We start from the raw sequence: 15,089 nt of genomic DNA on the forward strand, positions 1-15,089 counted from the left end.
TGAAAGTAGACCAATATTAATTCAACCGCTGGTGATGTTGGTAAAAAAAGAGAAAGCTTATTATAAAGCTGAAGAATTACGTGTATTGGTTGCTCATAGTGAACCGCCGGAACTATTGGCGAAAATTCGTCAATCATACCGTGAAGTTGTGGTTGTTGGTTCAGCACAAGAGGCGTTACGGTTAATATTGGATGATAAAGCCGATGGTTTTATTAGTGGACAAGCGCAAATAGCTTATCAGTTTATTTTTCGTTCGTTGCCGAGTTCTTTAGTTTGGCATCATGTCGATTATTCCAGTACGTTGGAAAATAATTTTGTTTTTCGAGTAAATGATCCACGAATGGAGAATATTGATCGTACACTAAACGAACTATATAAAACCATTAAAAATGTTGTTTATGAACGTTGGATTGCCGGTGTTGTTCCCATAATGAGCAGTGAAAATATTAATTTTTCACTAGAGGAAAAGAATTGGCTGTTACAGCACCCGGTTGTTAATGTTGTGGTAAAATACAATGCGCCGCCATATTCCTTTGAGAATGCTAATGGTCAAATCATTGGCATGAATATCGATATTTTACGCTTAGTCGGGGAAAAAAACCGGTATCCATTTTAATCTTGTGACCGTCGATAATTCGGCCGGTATTATTGATTATTTGCAGCAAGGTGAGGCTCAGATGGCGCTGTCATTAGTGAGTAATGAGCAACGTCAAAAATGGTTACTGTTTTCTCACCCTTATAGTTCTTTCGAATGGGTAATGATCACAGGGAATTATCGCAATGCACCAGAAAACTTCCAACAATTACGCCATCGTAAAGTTGTGGTAGTAAGTGGTCACATCTTATTGTCAGAATTTGAACATGAGCCAGATATTGAATTGATTGAAGTTGACAATATGGATAAGGCCATTGAAATGGTATTAGCGGGCGCGGCAGATACGGTGTTAGATAATTTTGTCAGCGCCAATTATCTACAATCAAGCCGTTATGGTGATAGCATTTTAATACATCCCCTTAATATGGATTTCTTTCCTGCCAGGTATGCAGTAATTAAGGATTATGCACCATTAGTTAATATTCTGAATAAAGCGATTGATGCGTTGTCGCCGAAAGATCTGCGTTATTTTCATCAAAAATGGTTATCGCCGGTCACTTTTTTTTACTTCATATAGTGTATTACATCTTTCTGCTTGGATAATTCTTTGGGGCAGTGTGTTATCAGTGATCTCGATTACTTTAATATTTTGGGGGTAGTTGGTTAACACGTCAGATCAGGCAGCGTAAAGAGGAAAAAACAGCGTTACAGAACTCGTTAGCTTATTGGGAGACTTTGTTCAATACGATCCCTGCACCGATGTTTGTCTGTGATCCAATCATGAATATCACGGCTGCTAATCCATGGTTTTTACATGAGATGGGCGACTTGCCGCGCAAGAGGATCATTGGCCATTCTCTATTTTCACAAGGTTTTTTTCAACCAGATGATGAAGAGAGATATTTACCCAGTTTCTCAGTTGCTTATCAGGTGCTCCCGCCTATTTTTCTGATTGCTCTATTTCTGTTCAAGGCCAAACGCGAGAAGTTTACCTATGGCTAGAGCATTACCGTGATGCAGAAGGAATTGTTCAGGATATCATTGGCGGGTGGTTTGATATTACCGAGCGAAAATTATTGTCGCGAGAATTACGAACAGAACGTGATAAGGCGAAACGAGCGAGTAATGAAAAATCGGCTTTTTTAGCGCATATTAGCCATGAGATCCGCACGGCATTATATGTCATTATTGGGATATTGGAATTAGAAGTCAGACAACTACCAGAAAATGTTTCTTTGCATACCGTCAGTCGAGCAGCAAACTCTTTACTGGGTGTGATCGGTGATGTTTTGGATTTCACGCGTATTGAATCTGGTAAGGTAACATTGAATTTACAGTCGGTTGGATTGTATGCCTTGTTGGAACAATGTGCAGAACCTTTTTGTGCAATTGCACAGGATAAAGGATTAGGTTTCACCCTTGAATTAACTATCCCAAAACAAAATCATTATCTACTTGATGCGACGCGTATTACTCAAGTGATCAATAATTTGCTCAGTAATGCGGTTAAATTTACTGATGAAGGTTTCATTACATTAAGGGCAGCTATCCAACGCTCGATCAATAGTGAAACGGAAATGCTCTCTTTGTATGTACAGGATACGGGCTGTGGTATTCCAGAACATATGTATAGTGAAATTTTACAGCCTTATGTACAAGTGGAAGCGGATTCAAGGGGAACATTAACAATATCAATACAATTAATGGCGCTGATGGATGGAGCCCTCACGTTAGAAGCGGCTCCTGGTAGTGGCACACTGGCACATATGTATTTATCGTTAAAGCGAAGTGAGCTGCAAGAAGAAGTATCTCCTACTCATATTATCCAACCGGAACCACTCAATATCTTATTAGTGGATGACCTACCAGCCAATTTGCAAGTGTTATCTCTACAACTGGCTTCTTCCAAACATCGGGTAACCATTGCTGAAGGTGCAGAGCAAGCATTAAGGCTGGTGGAAGAAAATTATTTTGATATGGATTAACGGATTGTTAAATGCCAGTTATGAATGGCTATGAATTGACTCGAGTATTGAGAACCTCGTCAGCGCAACGTAATTTGCCGCCCCAAGTTATTTTAGGTTGTACCGCAAATGCATTTAGTTCAGAGCTATCATTGTGTCTTGCTGCCGGTATGGATGGTGTATTAGTTAAACCTTTAACACAGGATCATTTGCTGTCGGAAATTGCTCGCTATTATCAGCTGATTAATTCACAAAATGAACTCTGTTTTGATGGTATTAGTGCCTTGGCAAGTGGTGATAAACAGAAAGAATATCAATTATTACAAGCAATTTTGGAAGGAATAGAACAGGATCTGGCCACGCTGCATAATTTAAGATCAACGTCGATTGATAAGGAAGCGCTTTCGCTACAGGTGCACCGAATGAAAGGTGTATTTGCTTTATTATGCTATCAGCCTGCTTTACGCGTTTTTTGGCGGATTGAAAAAGGTGGATTTTGTGGTGATAGCCAAACCTTAGAAACACTATTTTACTATACCGATATTTTTCGGGCGGCAGTTAATGGACGTTTAAATGATAATAATGATCTGGCCAAAGAGTAATCTGATCATAAAATGATATTAACGGAATAATAGCTGTAATTGTTTGAAGCCCGGCGGTATTAAATTATTTATTCATGCTGCTTAATTATTCAATTAGCATTTTTAACTATTAAGACTGTGAAATGCTAAGTTATTTTGCTCATCATCAGTTTTATTAACACAATATTGGATTGTGTTATTGAATAACTAGGCTAGCGTTATTTTTGCCTGATTTATTATTTTCGATGAGATATCTCATTCTGGGTTGAGTTGGGATATCCGCCAATTTTAAAAATCTTCAATAAATTTTGCATTAACAGAGAAAGTTTGTAGCTCTATTTATTTAGATGTTCACGAGCAACAACCATAATTAAGAGGTAATTCCCCATATTTTCAATTTTTGGCACCACAAGCGATGTTCAGGTGAAAGCAATTTTAACGGATCATATGGATAAGGCTTTGGGGTTGCTTGCAGAAATAGTTGGCGCACTATTGCGTGTAACCAAGCAGCGCCCGCAACATCTTCGGAGCCTTTTATTTTTTGCAGAAGTAAAACTAAATTATGCAATTTCCCAATTTTCATTTCATAGCTCAATATCTCTTTTTGCTGTTGCTCATACCACTTGGGAAAAATGAATTTAGTTAATCGAGTAAATATATTCTTAGGTGGGCGACTTGCTTCTATAATAGCATCTTTAATAATGGCAGTTGCATTTTTATTAGTTAATAATGGTAATGTTTTCCCTAATGGGATTGGCAATAGTTCCAAATTATGAATAATTATTCCTTGTAATTTTCTATTATAACTATGTAGTTTTTGTAAATAGTTTTTTAGTTCATTAATATTTTGCTTTTCTATTATTGCTTCTAATTTAATGTCTTCTACTTCTTTTATCTCTCTGGCCTTTTGTAAATATATCTGATGATACATATTAGCCAGCTCTTCTGATAACGAAGCTAAGTTGGTTAAACTTTGAAAGTTAGCATACTGTAGCGTAATTTCAGCATCCAGTTTTGCTATTTCTTCGATTGAATTGTTGTCTGAAATATTTATTTAATCAGTCAGTATGTTATTGATAATAAATGTTTCAGTTTGTCCAGATAATTTTAATTTATTTTTTTTAAAACAGATGGTTCTAATTTTAAAAATCCCTTAAATGCATTATCTGTATCAATCGTGATTAGATTAATATTATTGATAGATTTATTGCTTTTTTTATAAACATTAATTTTCCCTTTGTATTTTAATGACTTTTCTTTAGTTTCTTTAACTGTATTAAGTCTGGAATCATTGATTCCTAAGGGATTATTTGGTGTTGAAAGAATAAATGACATTATAATTTCCCTAGTTATAATTTATTTTTCTTAATAAACAACTTTATTCCATGGTATAGTAAAGTGAAGTTAGCAGCTGAATTTATACAGTTATATCCAGTAAACTACTGAGATTTTATAAAATTTCATTATCAAAGATAAAAACAGAGAAAAATTTTGCCAAAATAGATTAAGTATGCGTTTGCATCAAATATCAATGTACTTAATATCATTTTTATAATGATAAAGGCGTTTTCAGTAAAATAACTTTATTGTTATATAACAAATTAACAATATAAAATAGCGTTCTGATCAAAAAAATTAAATGGTTATGTTTAAAAATGCGAAAATAATAAAAATTGACTACTAAGCTTATAAGGGACTTTATTTTAAAATAAGTTGCAATTTCATTTTCTTACAGAAAATAAATTTTATATTTATGTTAAAAATAAACTTAAAATATGTTTTTTTGTTATTCAATAAAATATATTTGGACTTTATTGTTCATAACCAGTATGTTATTTAACAAATTAATGAAAAATATATATCATTTTAAATAAACTATGGTAAATAATTATCATTCATTGAGGGAAATAGTTTTCAAAATTTTTATAAAACAGTTATTTTTTCTTTAACTGTTCTCAGGTATTTACAGGATATTTTCGTTTCATCGTACCATGGATACTCTATTTATATAGAGTTAGTGGAGTTATTATGTCGTTATTTAATAATCCGATGCAATTAATTGTAGTGCTTTTTTGTTTATCCATAATGCCTTTGTTTGCGGTAATGGGAACTTCGTTTTTAAAAATTTCGATTGTTTTATCAATGTTACGCAATGCGTTAGGCATACAGCAAATTCCGCCTAATATGGCTATTTATGGTTTGGCATTAATATTGACTTTATTTACGATGGCTCCCGTTGGTTTTGCAATTCATGATAATATTAAAGCCCAGCCGATTGATTGGAACTCTGTTGATTCTTTGGAACAAATAAATTCGTCAGTTATTGCGCCATATAAAGATTTTTTGAAAAAAAATACCAGCGAAGAGCAAATTAAATTTTTTACTCAAATAGGCTATAAAATTTGGCCTAAACAATATCAAACTTCATTATCTCCTGACTCTTTATTAGTCATGGTTCCTGCATTTACCATGAGTCAACTTATTGCAGCCTTTAAAATTGGTTTTTTGATTTATCTCCCGTTTGTTGCGATCGATCTTATTGTTTCTAATGTTTTATTAGCAATGGGAATGATGATGGTTTCGCCAATGACAATAGCGCTTCCTTTTAAATTATTAATTTTTATTTTGATGGGTGGCTGGGACAAACTTATTGGTCAATTGATGGTGTCTTTTTCATGAATGAGTCCACCATAATTCATTTTACTTTGGAGTTGTTATGGATTGTGTTGTTGCTTTCATTACCGATTGTAATAGTAGCATCAGTCACTGGGCTATTAGTGAGTATATTACAAGCGCTCACACAAATCCAAGACCAGACATTGCAATTTCTGATTAAATTAGTGGCTGTGTGTATTACCTTGGCGGTAAGTTATCACTGGATGGGGAGTGCGCTACTTAACTACGCTATTTTATCTTTTGATCAAATAGGTAAATAAGAGGATTAGATGAATAGTCTAATGCAAATGGTGCCTTGGTTGGCATTGAGCATGATGCGACCTCTAGGAATGTTACTATTATTGCCGCTGTTTAAAGGGGGAGCAATGGGTAGTAGCTTGATTCGTAACAGCCTGGTATTAGTGTTTGCTTTGCCCATTGCTCTGATAATCAAGACCATGCCGATCGATTTCACCCATCAGACTGTGACAGAGATAGTGTTTCTATACAGTGAAGAATTGCTTATTGGATTAGTGCTTGGTTTTTGTGCGGCTATTCCTTTTTGGGCTATTGATATGGCAGGATTTATTATTGACACGTTGCGCGGTGCCTCGATGTCAACCATCTTAAATCCTTTAATGGGATTACAATCTTCAATTTTTGGCATGTTATTTACCCAAATATTGAGTGTTTTGTTTTTGGTTTCCGGTGGTTTCAATGTGTTACTTACCGCGCTTTACCATTCCTATAATGTATTACCGCCAAATGCACCGTTATCATTTAATGCTTCAATGTTGCTATTCATTCAGCAACAGTGGCATATGATGTTAGAAGTCTGTATGAGTTTTGCAATGCCAGCCATAGTGGTAATGATTTTAGTTGATGTTGCATTAGGATTGATTAATCGTTCGGTAGAGCAGCTTAATGTGTTTTTTCTATCTATGCCAATTAAAAGTGTATTAGTTGTGTTTCTTCTTTTGGTGAGTATGTATTTTGCTTTTGATCACTATTTTATGAAGATCCAACTATTTGAAAAACAAATTTCAACTTTATTCCAACTTTGGCGAGGATGATATTAATGGCTGAAAAAACGGAAAAGCCTACACAAAAGCGGATGAATGAGGCACGTAAAAAAGGACAAGTCATTAAAAGTAATGAAATAGTGACAGTATTAAAAATGGTAGTCATTCTCGGCTATTTAATTGTTGAAGGACATGCTTTATTTAATGCGATTGGCGAATTGGTTATTTTAACTGTACGCTCACTTTCTTTACCGATTGATGTTGCTGCTAAAACAATTATTGGTTCCTTTATAATGTTGTTGTTGCGTTTTATGTTTGGCCTGGTGGTGGTATTAATTATCACAATCTGCTTAAGCTGTATAGTTCAAACTGGGCCAATTTGGGCGCATAAAAGTTTGGCATTTAGTTTTAATAAGATGAATATAATCAAAAATGCTAAACAGATTTTTTCGATGAAAAATCTATTTGAGTTTGGAAAGAATATTTTAAAGGTTATTGTGCTGACATTAGTTTTTTATTATTTATTAGATTATTATGTAAACCTATTTCAATACTTGCCAACTTGTGGTATTGACTGTGGTGTAATGGTAACGTTTACGTTAATTCAATGGTTATGGGGAGGATTCTTAGTTTGTTATATTGTATTTGCCATAGCAGATTACGGATTTCAATATTATCATGTTATGAAAGAGTTAAAAATGTCGAAGGAGGATACACAGCGAGAGTTTAAAGACACGGAAGGTAATCCTCAAATTAAGCAAAAGCGTCGTGAAATACAACGAGAAATAACGAGTAATTCAGTGGTTGCGAATGTAAGAAGATCGACAGTGATTGTTCGTAATCCAACCCATATTGTCGTTTGTCTTTATTACCAATCTGGCATTACTCCATTACCTCAAGTTGTTGAAAAATTTCAAGATAATATGGCTTTGCATATTGTGAAACTCGCTGAAAAAGCAGGTATTCCAATGGTTGAGAATATACCACTGGCTCGTGCGCTATTTCAACAAGTAGAAAGGGGGCAAATAATCCCTGAGAGCTTGTTTGAACCGGTTGCAGAGCTATTGCGTTTAGTCATGGATCTTCGTTACGATAGCGATGATTGATTAATTGTTTATAAAAAATTGAAACTTATCACTCTTTTAGTTGTAGAAATGATAAGCACTATAATGAATAATAAGTTGCATTGTTTTTACTTGTTAAAGTAGTTTCCTCCATCGCTTGAGGTTATGAATTTAGAGTATCAAGTGTGACAAAAACCAAGATGGGGAAGTTAAATGATTACTGGGGATTTGAAACGAATCAAGATCGTTGTGGTGGATGATCATGACTTGATCTTTGATGGCTTAAAAAGCTGTCTTGCCCCCTACTCCGATCTGGAACTAGTTGGATTTGTTACTGATGGTCTTGGTGTGTATGATGCATGTTTAAAATTACAGCCAGACTTAGTGATAATGGACCTTAGTTTACCTGGCATGAGTGGCGTTGAAGCTATTCGCCAATTAAGAAAACGTTGGCCAAAATTAATGGTAATTGTATTGACTGCTTCCGAAGAAGAACGCAAAGCACGTGATGCCCTTGATGCTGGCGCTAATGGTTATGTATTAAAACATGGCTCTAAAAGTACACTGATAGCGGCAATTAAAAGTGTCGGTAGAGGTAAGTTTTTCATCGATCCTAATTTGGATGCAGCAAAAATTGTTGCGTTAAAAGGGGTTGAAAATGGGGATATTCCGGTATTAACCCATAGGGAAAAACAGGTGCTTAAACTTATTTTTGAGGGCAGGCGTAATCGTGATATTGCTGAAGCATTAGTAATCGGCTTGAAAACAGTCGAAACTCATCGAATGAATATTATGAGGAAACTCGATGCGCATAATGTAGCAGATTTGATGAAATGGGCGCACAGAATGGGATTCTAACAGCTTGGCCCTGTTACGGACCGTGATGAATTAGTGATTGATTATATTCTAGTGCGATTAATAACACCTCAAGTTCATCGCTAGAAAAATGTCCTTGTGATTCGAGACGTTTTTCTAATTCTGCTGCAGTTTTTGCTATGTTTTCAAAACCGGTAAGGGCTGCGCTACCTTTTATGTTATGTAAAATGTTTCGTAGATCTTCCCAATTATGCGTTTGTAACCAATGTTGAGTACGTTTGATCATATCAGAAAAGTGCTGAGTTAGCCGTTGATTAAACTCGTCTTCAGAAAATTTCATAATCGGTTCAGCATTATCGCAGTTAACTTCAGGTTGCATATCGCGATCGATCTGAATTTCGACGGCCATCTCAATGCATTGAGCTAATTGCTCGAGTAACACGGGTTTAGTCAAATAGCCGTTCATTAATGATATGGTTTTTTCATGTTCGCTTGGATTAGCGTTGGCGGTAAGCGCAACAATTGGGCATTCAGTATCCAGAATGACCTTACTTTTACGCCATAATCGAGTCGTCTGGTAACCATCAATATCGGGTATCCGTATATCCATTAATACCAAATCAAAAATATGCTTTTTACCTAGATTAAGCGCTGCTCTACCACTGTCCGCAGTATAAACCATTTGGCCAAGTTCAATTAACATTTGGCTAATAATGTCACGGTTAGTGGCAACATCATCGACTAAAAGAATTTTCAGCTTCCAGGGTATTATTGTTTTGAATAGAATTGATGAAGAGGGCAGAGAAATACCGTGCTGGATTTCATATAGCTGTTTCCATAATCGCCATGGCAAGTAGGTTAACTCTTCATTTTCAAGTAATGAATTTTTTCCTTCCTTAGCTCTACCCCTCCACAAAGCAATTTGTGCATGTAGTTTATGTGGTGCCGCGATAGGTTCTGGTTGTAAACACATGGGTGAACTTGGTTCGAGTAAAGGCATACGAAATATGAATGTAGAGCCATAGCCATAATCACTCTTCAGGATAATATTGCCGCCCATAATAACGGCGATTTTTTCAGAAATGGAAAGACCAAGCCCTGTGCCAACTTTAGAATGTGATGACTGCACAAAAGGTTGAAATATACAGGCCTGATCCTCTTCTTTTATCCCCGGGCCGGTATCTTTTATATAAAAACAGAGCTGATTTTCTTCTACTTTAATCGTCAGTATGATATCCCCTTGTTCAGTAAATTTTGCTGCATTTCCCAGAAGATTAACTAAAACTTGCTGCACTCTTAATGAATCTAAATTCGAAGATTCTGGCACATCATTATTGATTATGCAGTGTAATTTAACTGGTTTATCTATTAAATGGGGCTGAATGGTGACCATAGCATCGTCGACAATTTTTAGGATTGGGTAGCGGCGAAGATTTAATTCAACCTGATCGGCTTCAATACGAGAAAAATCTAAGATATTGTTAATAATACTGAGCAATGATTTAGCACAAGTATAGGCGGTATTACGTAAATTAGCTTGTTTTTCGGAAAGCGGCGTAGTTTGCAGTAATTCTAACGATCCTGTGATGCCGTTAAGTGGTGTACGTAGTTCATGGCTGATAGTGGTAAGATGCTCACTTTTGCGCGCTGTAGCTCGCTCGGCCAATTGTTTGGCTTCAGTCAGTTCAATGGTTCGAATTGCAACTTTATTTTCTAATTCATCATAATTATGTTTGATAGTATCAAGTAACGTATTATAAGCTCGAGCAATATCACCAAGTTCATCTTTACGTGACTCAGGTAAACGGCGACTAAAGGTCGGCTGAACATCTTGTTTAATAATATTAACAAAATTGCGAATTGGTTTTGCCAGGTACTGCAACAAAATCCACAACACTACAATGGTCATAATAGCAAATGATAACAATGACCATTTCAATTCATGGAGAAAAGGAGTATATGCAATTTGCTTAATACGATCCTTCGGTATTAATGTGATTTGCTGCCAATTTGGGCCATCGATTTGTTCTGATATGGCATAATAATTGCCAATATCGATCCCATAAAGCGATCCCAACAGATGAGTATAAGTTGGTATCAACATTTTAATATCGGCCATCTCATTCTTAGAAATATTTAACTCATCGTTGAATGATAAAACGCCTTTGGGAGTAAGGAAAAAGTTGATATCGCTGGCATGATAAATATTAGAAACATCTAACATACCATTGATATCAATCACAAAGCCGACTTGTTGATGATTAGGTTTTTGCGATGGCGGTGTGTAACTCATCAGTACATAAGCATGTTTGCTAACGGTATCATAAAATGGCTCACTCCAACGAAAACCATCTGTTGTTGGTTGCTTGGCTAATGCGGTAATTTCAGCTATTCGTTTGGTTAAATTATTACGTTCTATAGTGGATAGCGCATAAATAGCGATACTCTTACCGGGTTCAATAATAAACGTATCAATATATATTTGTTGACCTGAGGTGCCAAAAGTTTGTAGCGCCCATAGATTAGCCATATTTGTTTTCATCGGATGACTGTCAATATTAATTTGGCGGGCAACTAGTTCATGTTTGTCTGGAAAATGTAGGCATTCAAACTGGGATTCACTAATACGGCGTTCCAATTGCTGAATGTCAGTAATTGACTGTTGAAATAGTTTGCGATTCAAATGAGCTCGAATTTCACTCGTTTGCTGATAGGTCATAAGAATATGTTGTATGGCACCACTATAAATATTGTTATAAAAATTTATTTCAATAAGTATCCATAAACTAATGAGTACCGAAATAAAGGCAAAGGTGAGTTTAGTCACTAAGGATGAACGCCAATGTGTATTCATAATTACTCTCTTATCCTAGAACGTATGCACATAGACACACATACAATTTATTAACAATAACGCAAATTGTGGTTAAGAATCTACTCTAATTTCTCTATTTATTTTTAATCTGTTTAGGTAACTATGAGATTAAGGTATTTACCTGATACGCCAAAGATATTGTATTACTCATACTTGTTAACAGATAAAAAAGGTGACAAGACGATGATAAAAAGATTTACAGCAACTGGATTGTTTGAAGTTGTTGAAAAAACAGAAAACGATTGGAACGCAATTTGTGCGGGCAGAAATGCAAATTGTTTATCATCTTCTTTTGGTGCCACAGTTGGTGTTCAGCTAATACCGCCCGATAGCAAAATTTGGTATCAACAAGCAAGTTTAGTGCTTGTTTGCTGTCCAGAAGGAAGGAATATTGGGCTAGATTATCGACACTCTTATTGGGTGCTCTGGCAAGCCTATGATAAAGATATTGATGATAATCTACTTATTCAATCTATTTGTAGTCATCTGGCATTCGCTAAATTTTTGGAAGAAGGTTTGTGTCAACCTGTGGCATCACCACCACTGCGCTATCGAAGTATAAAAAGATGAAAAATAAACTCTGTTGCTTATTTTTATTAATCACAACGGTTGCACAGGCGGCATCAATTTCTTCCATCCATTGGCAGGACAGTGACCCCTTCGTTTATGTGAGTCGTGGGACACCGCTTGCATCGGTAATAAGAGATATTGGTAATTCTTATGGTATTCCTATGGATATTAGTGCACAGATACAAGATACCTTCAGTGGCCGAATTGAAAACAAAACACCGCAGGAAATTCTGGCATTTTTAGCGCACCAGCATGGCTTAGTTTGGTATTACGATGGTGATGTATTACATGCTTATAAAGCACAGGAAATGAACAATCAAATCGTTTCTCTTAGTGCTTTATCAAATGAACGTGCGCTGAACTATATGGGAAAAGCCGGTTTTTTAGATAAAAATAGTTGTGAAGTTAAATCGATTAATGGATTAAATGCGCTACAGGTTTATGGTGTCCCAGATTGTATTAATAAAGTAACCCGATTTATTAATCAGGTTGATCAAGAAGCAAAACAAAACATTCAAACGCAGCGCTTAATTCGCATTTTTCCGCTTAAATATGCTTCTGCAACGGATACCATTTATCAATATCGTAAACAAAATGTGACCGTGCCAGGTATCGTTAGTGTTCTAAAACAGATGAATCAAACTAATGCCAGTGGCGTAAATGCACAACAAGATATAACGTCATTTGCCGCCGATCCAAGGCAGAATGCGGTAGTAGTTAGCAGTAATAAGCACGATATGGGGCTTTATAGCACGTTAATTAAACAGCTTGATATCGTACCAACCATGATTGAAGTCTCTGTATCGATTATTGATGTAGATGCCTCAGATTTTAATCAGTTAGGTATTGACTGGTCGGCAAATGCCACAATTGGTGGTGGATCGATTTCTTTTAACCAAGGTACATCAGGCAGTGATAATTTTTCAACGGTCATTGGCAATACCGGCAATTTTATGGTGCGCCTGAATGCATTAGAGAAAACTTCTAAGGCGAAAATACTTTCTCGCCCATCGGTTGTAACGCTTAATAATGTTCAAGCCGTGTTAGATAAAAATATCACTTTTTATACTAAATTACAGGGTGATAAGGCCGCAAAACTGGAATCGGTAACTGCTGGTTCATTACTTCGTGTCACTCCCAGACTGATTTACAGCAATGGTCGCAAAAAAGTGATGTTATCGCTCAATATTGAAGATGGTCAGCAAGCGAAGGCGATTAATGATAGTGAACCATTACCGCAAGTACAGAATTCAGAGATAGCAACGCAAGCAACACTGAATACCGGTGAAAGTTTATTACTCGGTGGCTTTGTTCAAGATAAAGACCAAACGGTGCAAAATAAAATTCCATTATTAGGGGATTTGCCATTGATTGGCGGTTTATTCAGGAGTGAAGATCGTAGCAAACAGAGTGTGATACGTCTGTTTTTAATTAAAGCAGAGCCTATCAATCAAGGAGGTTAATCATGGCAAGCGATTATAAATTGCTATGGTTAAATGGTCCGATGCAAGGGCGAGAATTGTTTCTGCCTGAAGGCGATCTGACCATGGGCATCGATGGTGACATTATTGCACCATTATCTGATCATTCCTCTTTGTCACTGACGGTACAGCCACAAGGTATTACGCTGAATCAGCCGATGATGGTATTAGTTGAAGGTTGGATGCATACTGGCCCCATGACATTTCCGCTAAACCAAGCCATTGTGCTAGCAGGTATTGGTTTTATGGTTGGACGGGCAGATGAATCATTACAATGGCGCCCGTTACCTGAAGCCAAACTGGCCGGTAACACTAAATGGAGTTTATTACTGTGGGCCGGATTTTCACTCTTTATCTTGCTGGTTAGTTTATTTGTACTATTATTACCACCATCATCAGCCACCCTGTTTGATCCTCAGATTTGGTTAAAACAGCAGCTGTTGGCACCTGAATTGGTAGATATACAGTCAGAATGGGATAGTAATGGTGGGTTAACGTTGAGTGGTTATTGTAAAAATTTTATCGCTTTGTCAAGACTAGAAAGCGAATTGAAATTTCATGGTATTTGTTTTCGTGACAAAACCGTATGTATTGATCAACTTGTAGCAAATGTGCAGTCAGTTCTGGTCGCTAATGGTTATTTGCATGCAAAAGTGACAACTGGTAAAGAAGCAGGCGATATTCTTATTTCAGGCGCCATTCAATCGGGCAAGCAATGGGATAATGTTACCCAACAGCTGGGACAATTAAATGGCTTACGTCATTGGCAGGTAAACAATACGATTGGTGGTTTTAGTCAGCAATTAATCGATACATTACGGAGTAAAGGGTTATTAAGTGGATTGATGGTTGAATTTCGCCAAGACAGCATCATCATCACTGGTTTGAACGACCCAAATAAAGAACAAAAAATATATCAGCTAGCTGCTTCACTTTCCGCTGCAACGGGGCAGCATATGGATGTAAGAATTGAAAATATACCTGTTCGCGAAAATTTAAGTGATTATCTACCTGGCCAGGTTGTCAGTTATGGAGGTAATAGCAAAGCACCTTTTGTTGAGTTAAGTAACGGTATACGACTTAAATATAATAGCCAGTTAGATAATGGTTACGTTGTTAGTTACATCGATTTTACTGGATTAGATTTAAATCGTGATGGTAATTCTGTGCATATCCCATTTTCTTTTTAGGGGGGTCATATGACATGTATCACAAAATTGGAAGAGAATTTAAAGCAACAATCAGAATATCAGGTAATTTATTTACAGGAATTAAATGACTGCCAAAAAAGTCTAACCCAAAATGATGCGAAATCTTCGTTGGCATTATTGGAGGCGGTAGAAGCAGGAAAACAGGTTATTAATATTTTAGCGCAACGATATAAAAAGCAAAATTAAATAAATATTTATTTTTCTATTTTTTATAAATTTATTTTTATTATAAAAATTTTTTAACCAGAGGAAATA

Annotated in this window: 17 protein-coding genes; 14 read left to right on the forward strand and 3 right to left on the reverse strand. The window is 36.1% G+C overall.

Annotated features, from left to right (window positions below):
* Positions 1-34: 34 nt before the first annotated feature.
* From AC01GB_RS09250 to AC01GB_RS09270, 5 genes are all read left to right on the forward strand, one after another.
* Positions 35-616, forward strand: coding sequence for a hypothetical protein (locus AC01GB_RS09250; RefSeq protein ID WP_474451583.1), 582 nt, complete (start codon positions 35-37; stop codon positions 614-616).
* Between the two features lie 4 nt (positions 617-620).
* Positions 621-1,172, forward strand: a complete 552-nt coding sequence (locus AC01GB_RS09255; RefSeq protein WP_474451584.1) for a transporter substrate-binding domain-containing protein — start codon at positions 621-623, stop codon at positions 1,170-1,172.
* A gap of 158 nt (positions 1,173-1,330) precedes the next feature.
* Entirely contained in the window at positions 1,331-1,597 is a 267-nt protein-coding gene (locus AC01GB_RS09260; protein ID WP_474451585.1) for a PAS domain-containing protein, read from the forward strand.
* A 74-nt stretch (positions 1,598-1,671) separates the two neighbouring features.
* Positions 1,672-2,580, forward strand: coding sequence for an ATP-binding response regulator (locus AC01GB_RS09265; protein WP_474451586.1), 909 nt, complete (start codon positions 1,672-1,674; stop codon positions 2,578-2,580).
* Positions 2,581-2,591: 11 nt separating this feature from the next.
* On the forward strand, positions 2,592-3,161 hold the full coding sequence (locus AC01GB_RS09270) for a response regulator (RefSeq protein WP_474451588.1): 570 nt from the start codon (positions 2,592-2,594) through the stop codon (positions 3,159-3,161).
* Between the two features lie 349 nt (positions 3,162-3,510).
* Here AC01GB_RS09270 and AC01GB_RS09275 read toward each other — a convergent pair whose 3' ends face one another.
* Both AC01GB_RS09275 and AC01GB_RS09280 read right to left on the reverse strand, forming a co-directional pair.
* Positions 3,511-4,071 (reverse strand): hypothetical protein, encoded by a 561-nt coding sequence (locus tag AC01GB_RS09275; protein ID WP_474451589.1) that lies wholly within the window; start codon positions 4,069-4,071, stop codon positions 3,511-3,513.
* A 176-nt stretch (positions 4,072-4,247) separates the two neighbouring features.
* Positions 4,248-4,475, reverse strand: coding sequence for a hypothetical protein (locus tag AC01GB_RS09280; protein WP_474451590.1), 228 nt, complete (start codon positions 4,473-4,475; stop codon positions 4,248-4,250).
* A 693-nt stretch (positions 4,476-5,168) separates the two neighbouring features.
* Here AC01GB_RS09280 and sctR point away from each other — a divergent pair.
* From sctR to AC01GB_RS09305, 5 genes are all read left to right on the forward strand, one after another.
* The gene (sctR, locus tag AC01GB_RS09285) at positions 5,169-5,819 is read left to right on the forward strand and encodes a type III secretion system export apparatus subunit SctR (protein ID WP_032114475.1); all 651 of its coding nucleotides are present in this window, start codon (positions 5,169-5,171) and stop codon (positions 5,817-5,819) included.
* Positions 5,816-6,076, forward strand: a complete 261-nt coding sequence (locus AC01GB_RS09290; protein WP_474451591.1) for an EscS/YscS/HrcS family type III secretion system export apparatus protein — start codon at positions 5,816-5,818, stop codon at positions 6,074-6,076. The genes sctR and AC01GB_RS09290 overlap by 4 nt, the downstream gene beginning before the upstream one ends.
* Positions 6,077-6,085: 9 nt before the next feature.
* Complete coding sequence (gene sctT, locus AC01GB_RS09295; RefSeq protein ID WP_474451592.1) at positions 6,086-6,868, forward strand: type III secretion system export apparatus subunit SctT; 783 nt, start codon at positions 6,086-6,088, stop codon at positions 6,866-6,868.
* Positions 6,869-6,873: 5 nt separating this feature from the next.
* Complete coding sequence (locus AC01GB_RS09300; RefSeq protein WP_474451593.1) at positions 6,874-7,923, forward strand: EscU/YscU/HrcU family type III secretion system export apparatus switch protein; 1,050 nt, start codon at positions 6,874-6,876, stop codon at positions 7,921-7,923.
* Between the two features lie 171 nt (positions 7,924-8,094).
* A complete protein-coding gene (locus AC01GB_RS09305) occupies positions 8,095-8,739 on the forward strand; it encodes a two component system response regulator (protein WP_032114479.1) in 645 nt (214 codons plus the stop codon).
* 13 nt (positions 8,740-8,752) lie between these two features.
* Here AC01GB_RS09305 and AC01GB_RS09310 read toward each other — a convergent pair whose 3' ends face one another.
* Positions 8,753-11,551, reverse strand: a complete 2,799-nt coding sequence (locus AC01GB_RS09310; protein ID WP_474451594.1) for a two component system sensor kinase — start codon at positions 11,549-11,551, stop codon at positions 8,753-8,755.
* Positions 11,552-11,755: 204 nt separating this feature from the next.
* Here AC01GB_RS09310 and AC01GB_RS09315 point away from each other — a divergent pair, with 204 nt between their 5' ends.
* The 4 genes from AC01GB_RS09315 to AC01GB_RS09330 are packed head-to-tail and all read left to right on the forward strand — an operon-like array spanning position 11,756 to position 15,020.
* Positions 11,756-12,142, forward strand: coding sequence for a hypothetical protein (locus tag AC01GB_RS09315; protein ID WP_474451595.1), 387 nt, complete (start codon positions 11,756-11,758; stop codon positions 12,140-12,142).
* Positions 12,139-13,605: an EscC/YscC/HrcC family type III secretion system outer membrane ring protein gene (locus tag AC01GB_RS09320; RefSeq protein ID WP_474452369.1), complete on the forward strand. Its 1,467-nt coding sequence runs from the start codon at positions 12,139-12,141 to the stop codon at positions 13,603-13,605. The genes AC01GB_RS09315 and AC01GB_RS09320 overlap by 4 nt, the downstream gene beginning before the upstream one ends.
* A gap of 2 nt (positions 13,606-13,607) precedes the next feature.
* On the forward strand, positions 13,608-14,813 hold the full coding sequence (gene sctD, locus AC01GB_RS09325) for a type III secretion system inner membrane ring subunit SctD (RefSeq protein WP_474451596.1): 1,206 nt from the start codon (positions 13,608-13,610) through the stop codon (positions 14,811-14,813).
* A 9-nt stretch (positions 14,814-14,822) separates the two neighbouring features.
* Positions 14,823-15,020 carry a hypothetical protein gene (locus tag AC01GB_RS09330; protein ID WP_474451597.1) on the forward strand — a complete coding sequence of 66 codons (198 nt, stop codon included), beginning with the start codon at positions 14,823-14,825 and terminating at the stop codon, positions 15,018-15,020.
* The last annotated feature ends 69 nt before the right edge of the window (positions 15,021-15,089 follow it).

It is taken from the genome of Candidatus Arsenophonus phytopathogenicus (genome assembly GCF_056113345.1).

What these genes read in the sequence shown, in the direction of transcription:
- AC01GB_RS09300 (WP_474451593.1), top strand. Translation starts at nt 6,874, where the DNA reads ATGGCTGAAAAAACGGAAAAGCCTACACAAAAGCGGATGAATGAGGCA.
- AC01GB_RS09320 (WP_474452369.1), top strand. Translation starts at nt 12,139, where the DNA reads ATGAAAAATAAACTCTGTTGCTTATTTTTATTAATCACAACGGTTGCA.
- AC01GB_RS09290 (WP_474451591.1), top strand. Translation starts at nt 5,816, where the DNA reads ATGAATGAGTCCACCATAATTCATTTTACTTTGGAGTTGTTATGGATT.
- AC01GB_RS09275 (WP_474451589.1), bottom strand. Translation starts at nt 4,071, where the DNA reads ATGTATCATCAGATATATTTACAAAAGGCCAGAGAGATAAAAGAAGTA.
- sctT (WP_474451592.1), top strand. Translation starts at nt 6,086, where the DNA reads ATGAATAGTCTAATGCAAATGGTGCCTTGGTTGGCATTGAGCATGATG.
- AC01GB_RS09305 (WP_032114479.1), top strand. Translation starts at nt 8,095, where the DNA reads ATGATTACTGGGGATTTGAAACGAATCAAGATCGTTGTGGTGGATGAT.
- AC01GB_RS09315 (WP_474451595.1), top strand. Translation starts at nt 11,756, where the DNA reads ATGATAAAAAGATTTACAGCAACTGGATTGTTTGAAGTTGTTGAAAAA.
- sctR (WP_032114475.1), top strand. Translation starts at nt 5,169, where the DNA reads ATGTCGTTATTTAATAATCCGATGCAATTAATTGTAGTGCTTTTTTGT.
- AC01GB_RS09330 (WP_474451597.1), top strand. Translation starts at nt 14,823, where the DNA reads ATGACATGTATCACAAAATTGGAAGAGAATTTAAAGCAACAATCAGAA.
- AC01GB_RS09310 (WP_474451594.1), bottom strand. Translation starts at nt 11,551, where the DNA reads ATGAATACACATTGGCGTTCATCCTTAGTGACTAAACTCACCTTTGCC.
- AC01GB_RS09280 (WP_474451590.1), bottom strand. Translation starts at nt 4,475, where the DNA reads ATGTCATTTATTCTTTCAACACCAAATAATCCCTTAGGAATCAATGAT.
- sctD (WP_474451596.1), top strand. Translation starts at nt 13,608, where the DNA reads ATGGCAAGCGATTATAAATTGCTATGGTTAAATGGTCCGATGCAAGGG.
- AC01GB_RS09250 (WP_474451583.1), top strand. Translation starts at nt 35, where the DNA reads ATGTTGGTAAAAAAAGAGAAAGCTTATTATAAAGCTGAAGAATTACGT.
- AC01GB_RS09270 (WP_474451588.1), top strand. Translation starts at nt 2,592, where the DNA reads ATGCCAGTTATGAATGGCTATGAATTGACTCGAGTATTGAGAACCTCG.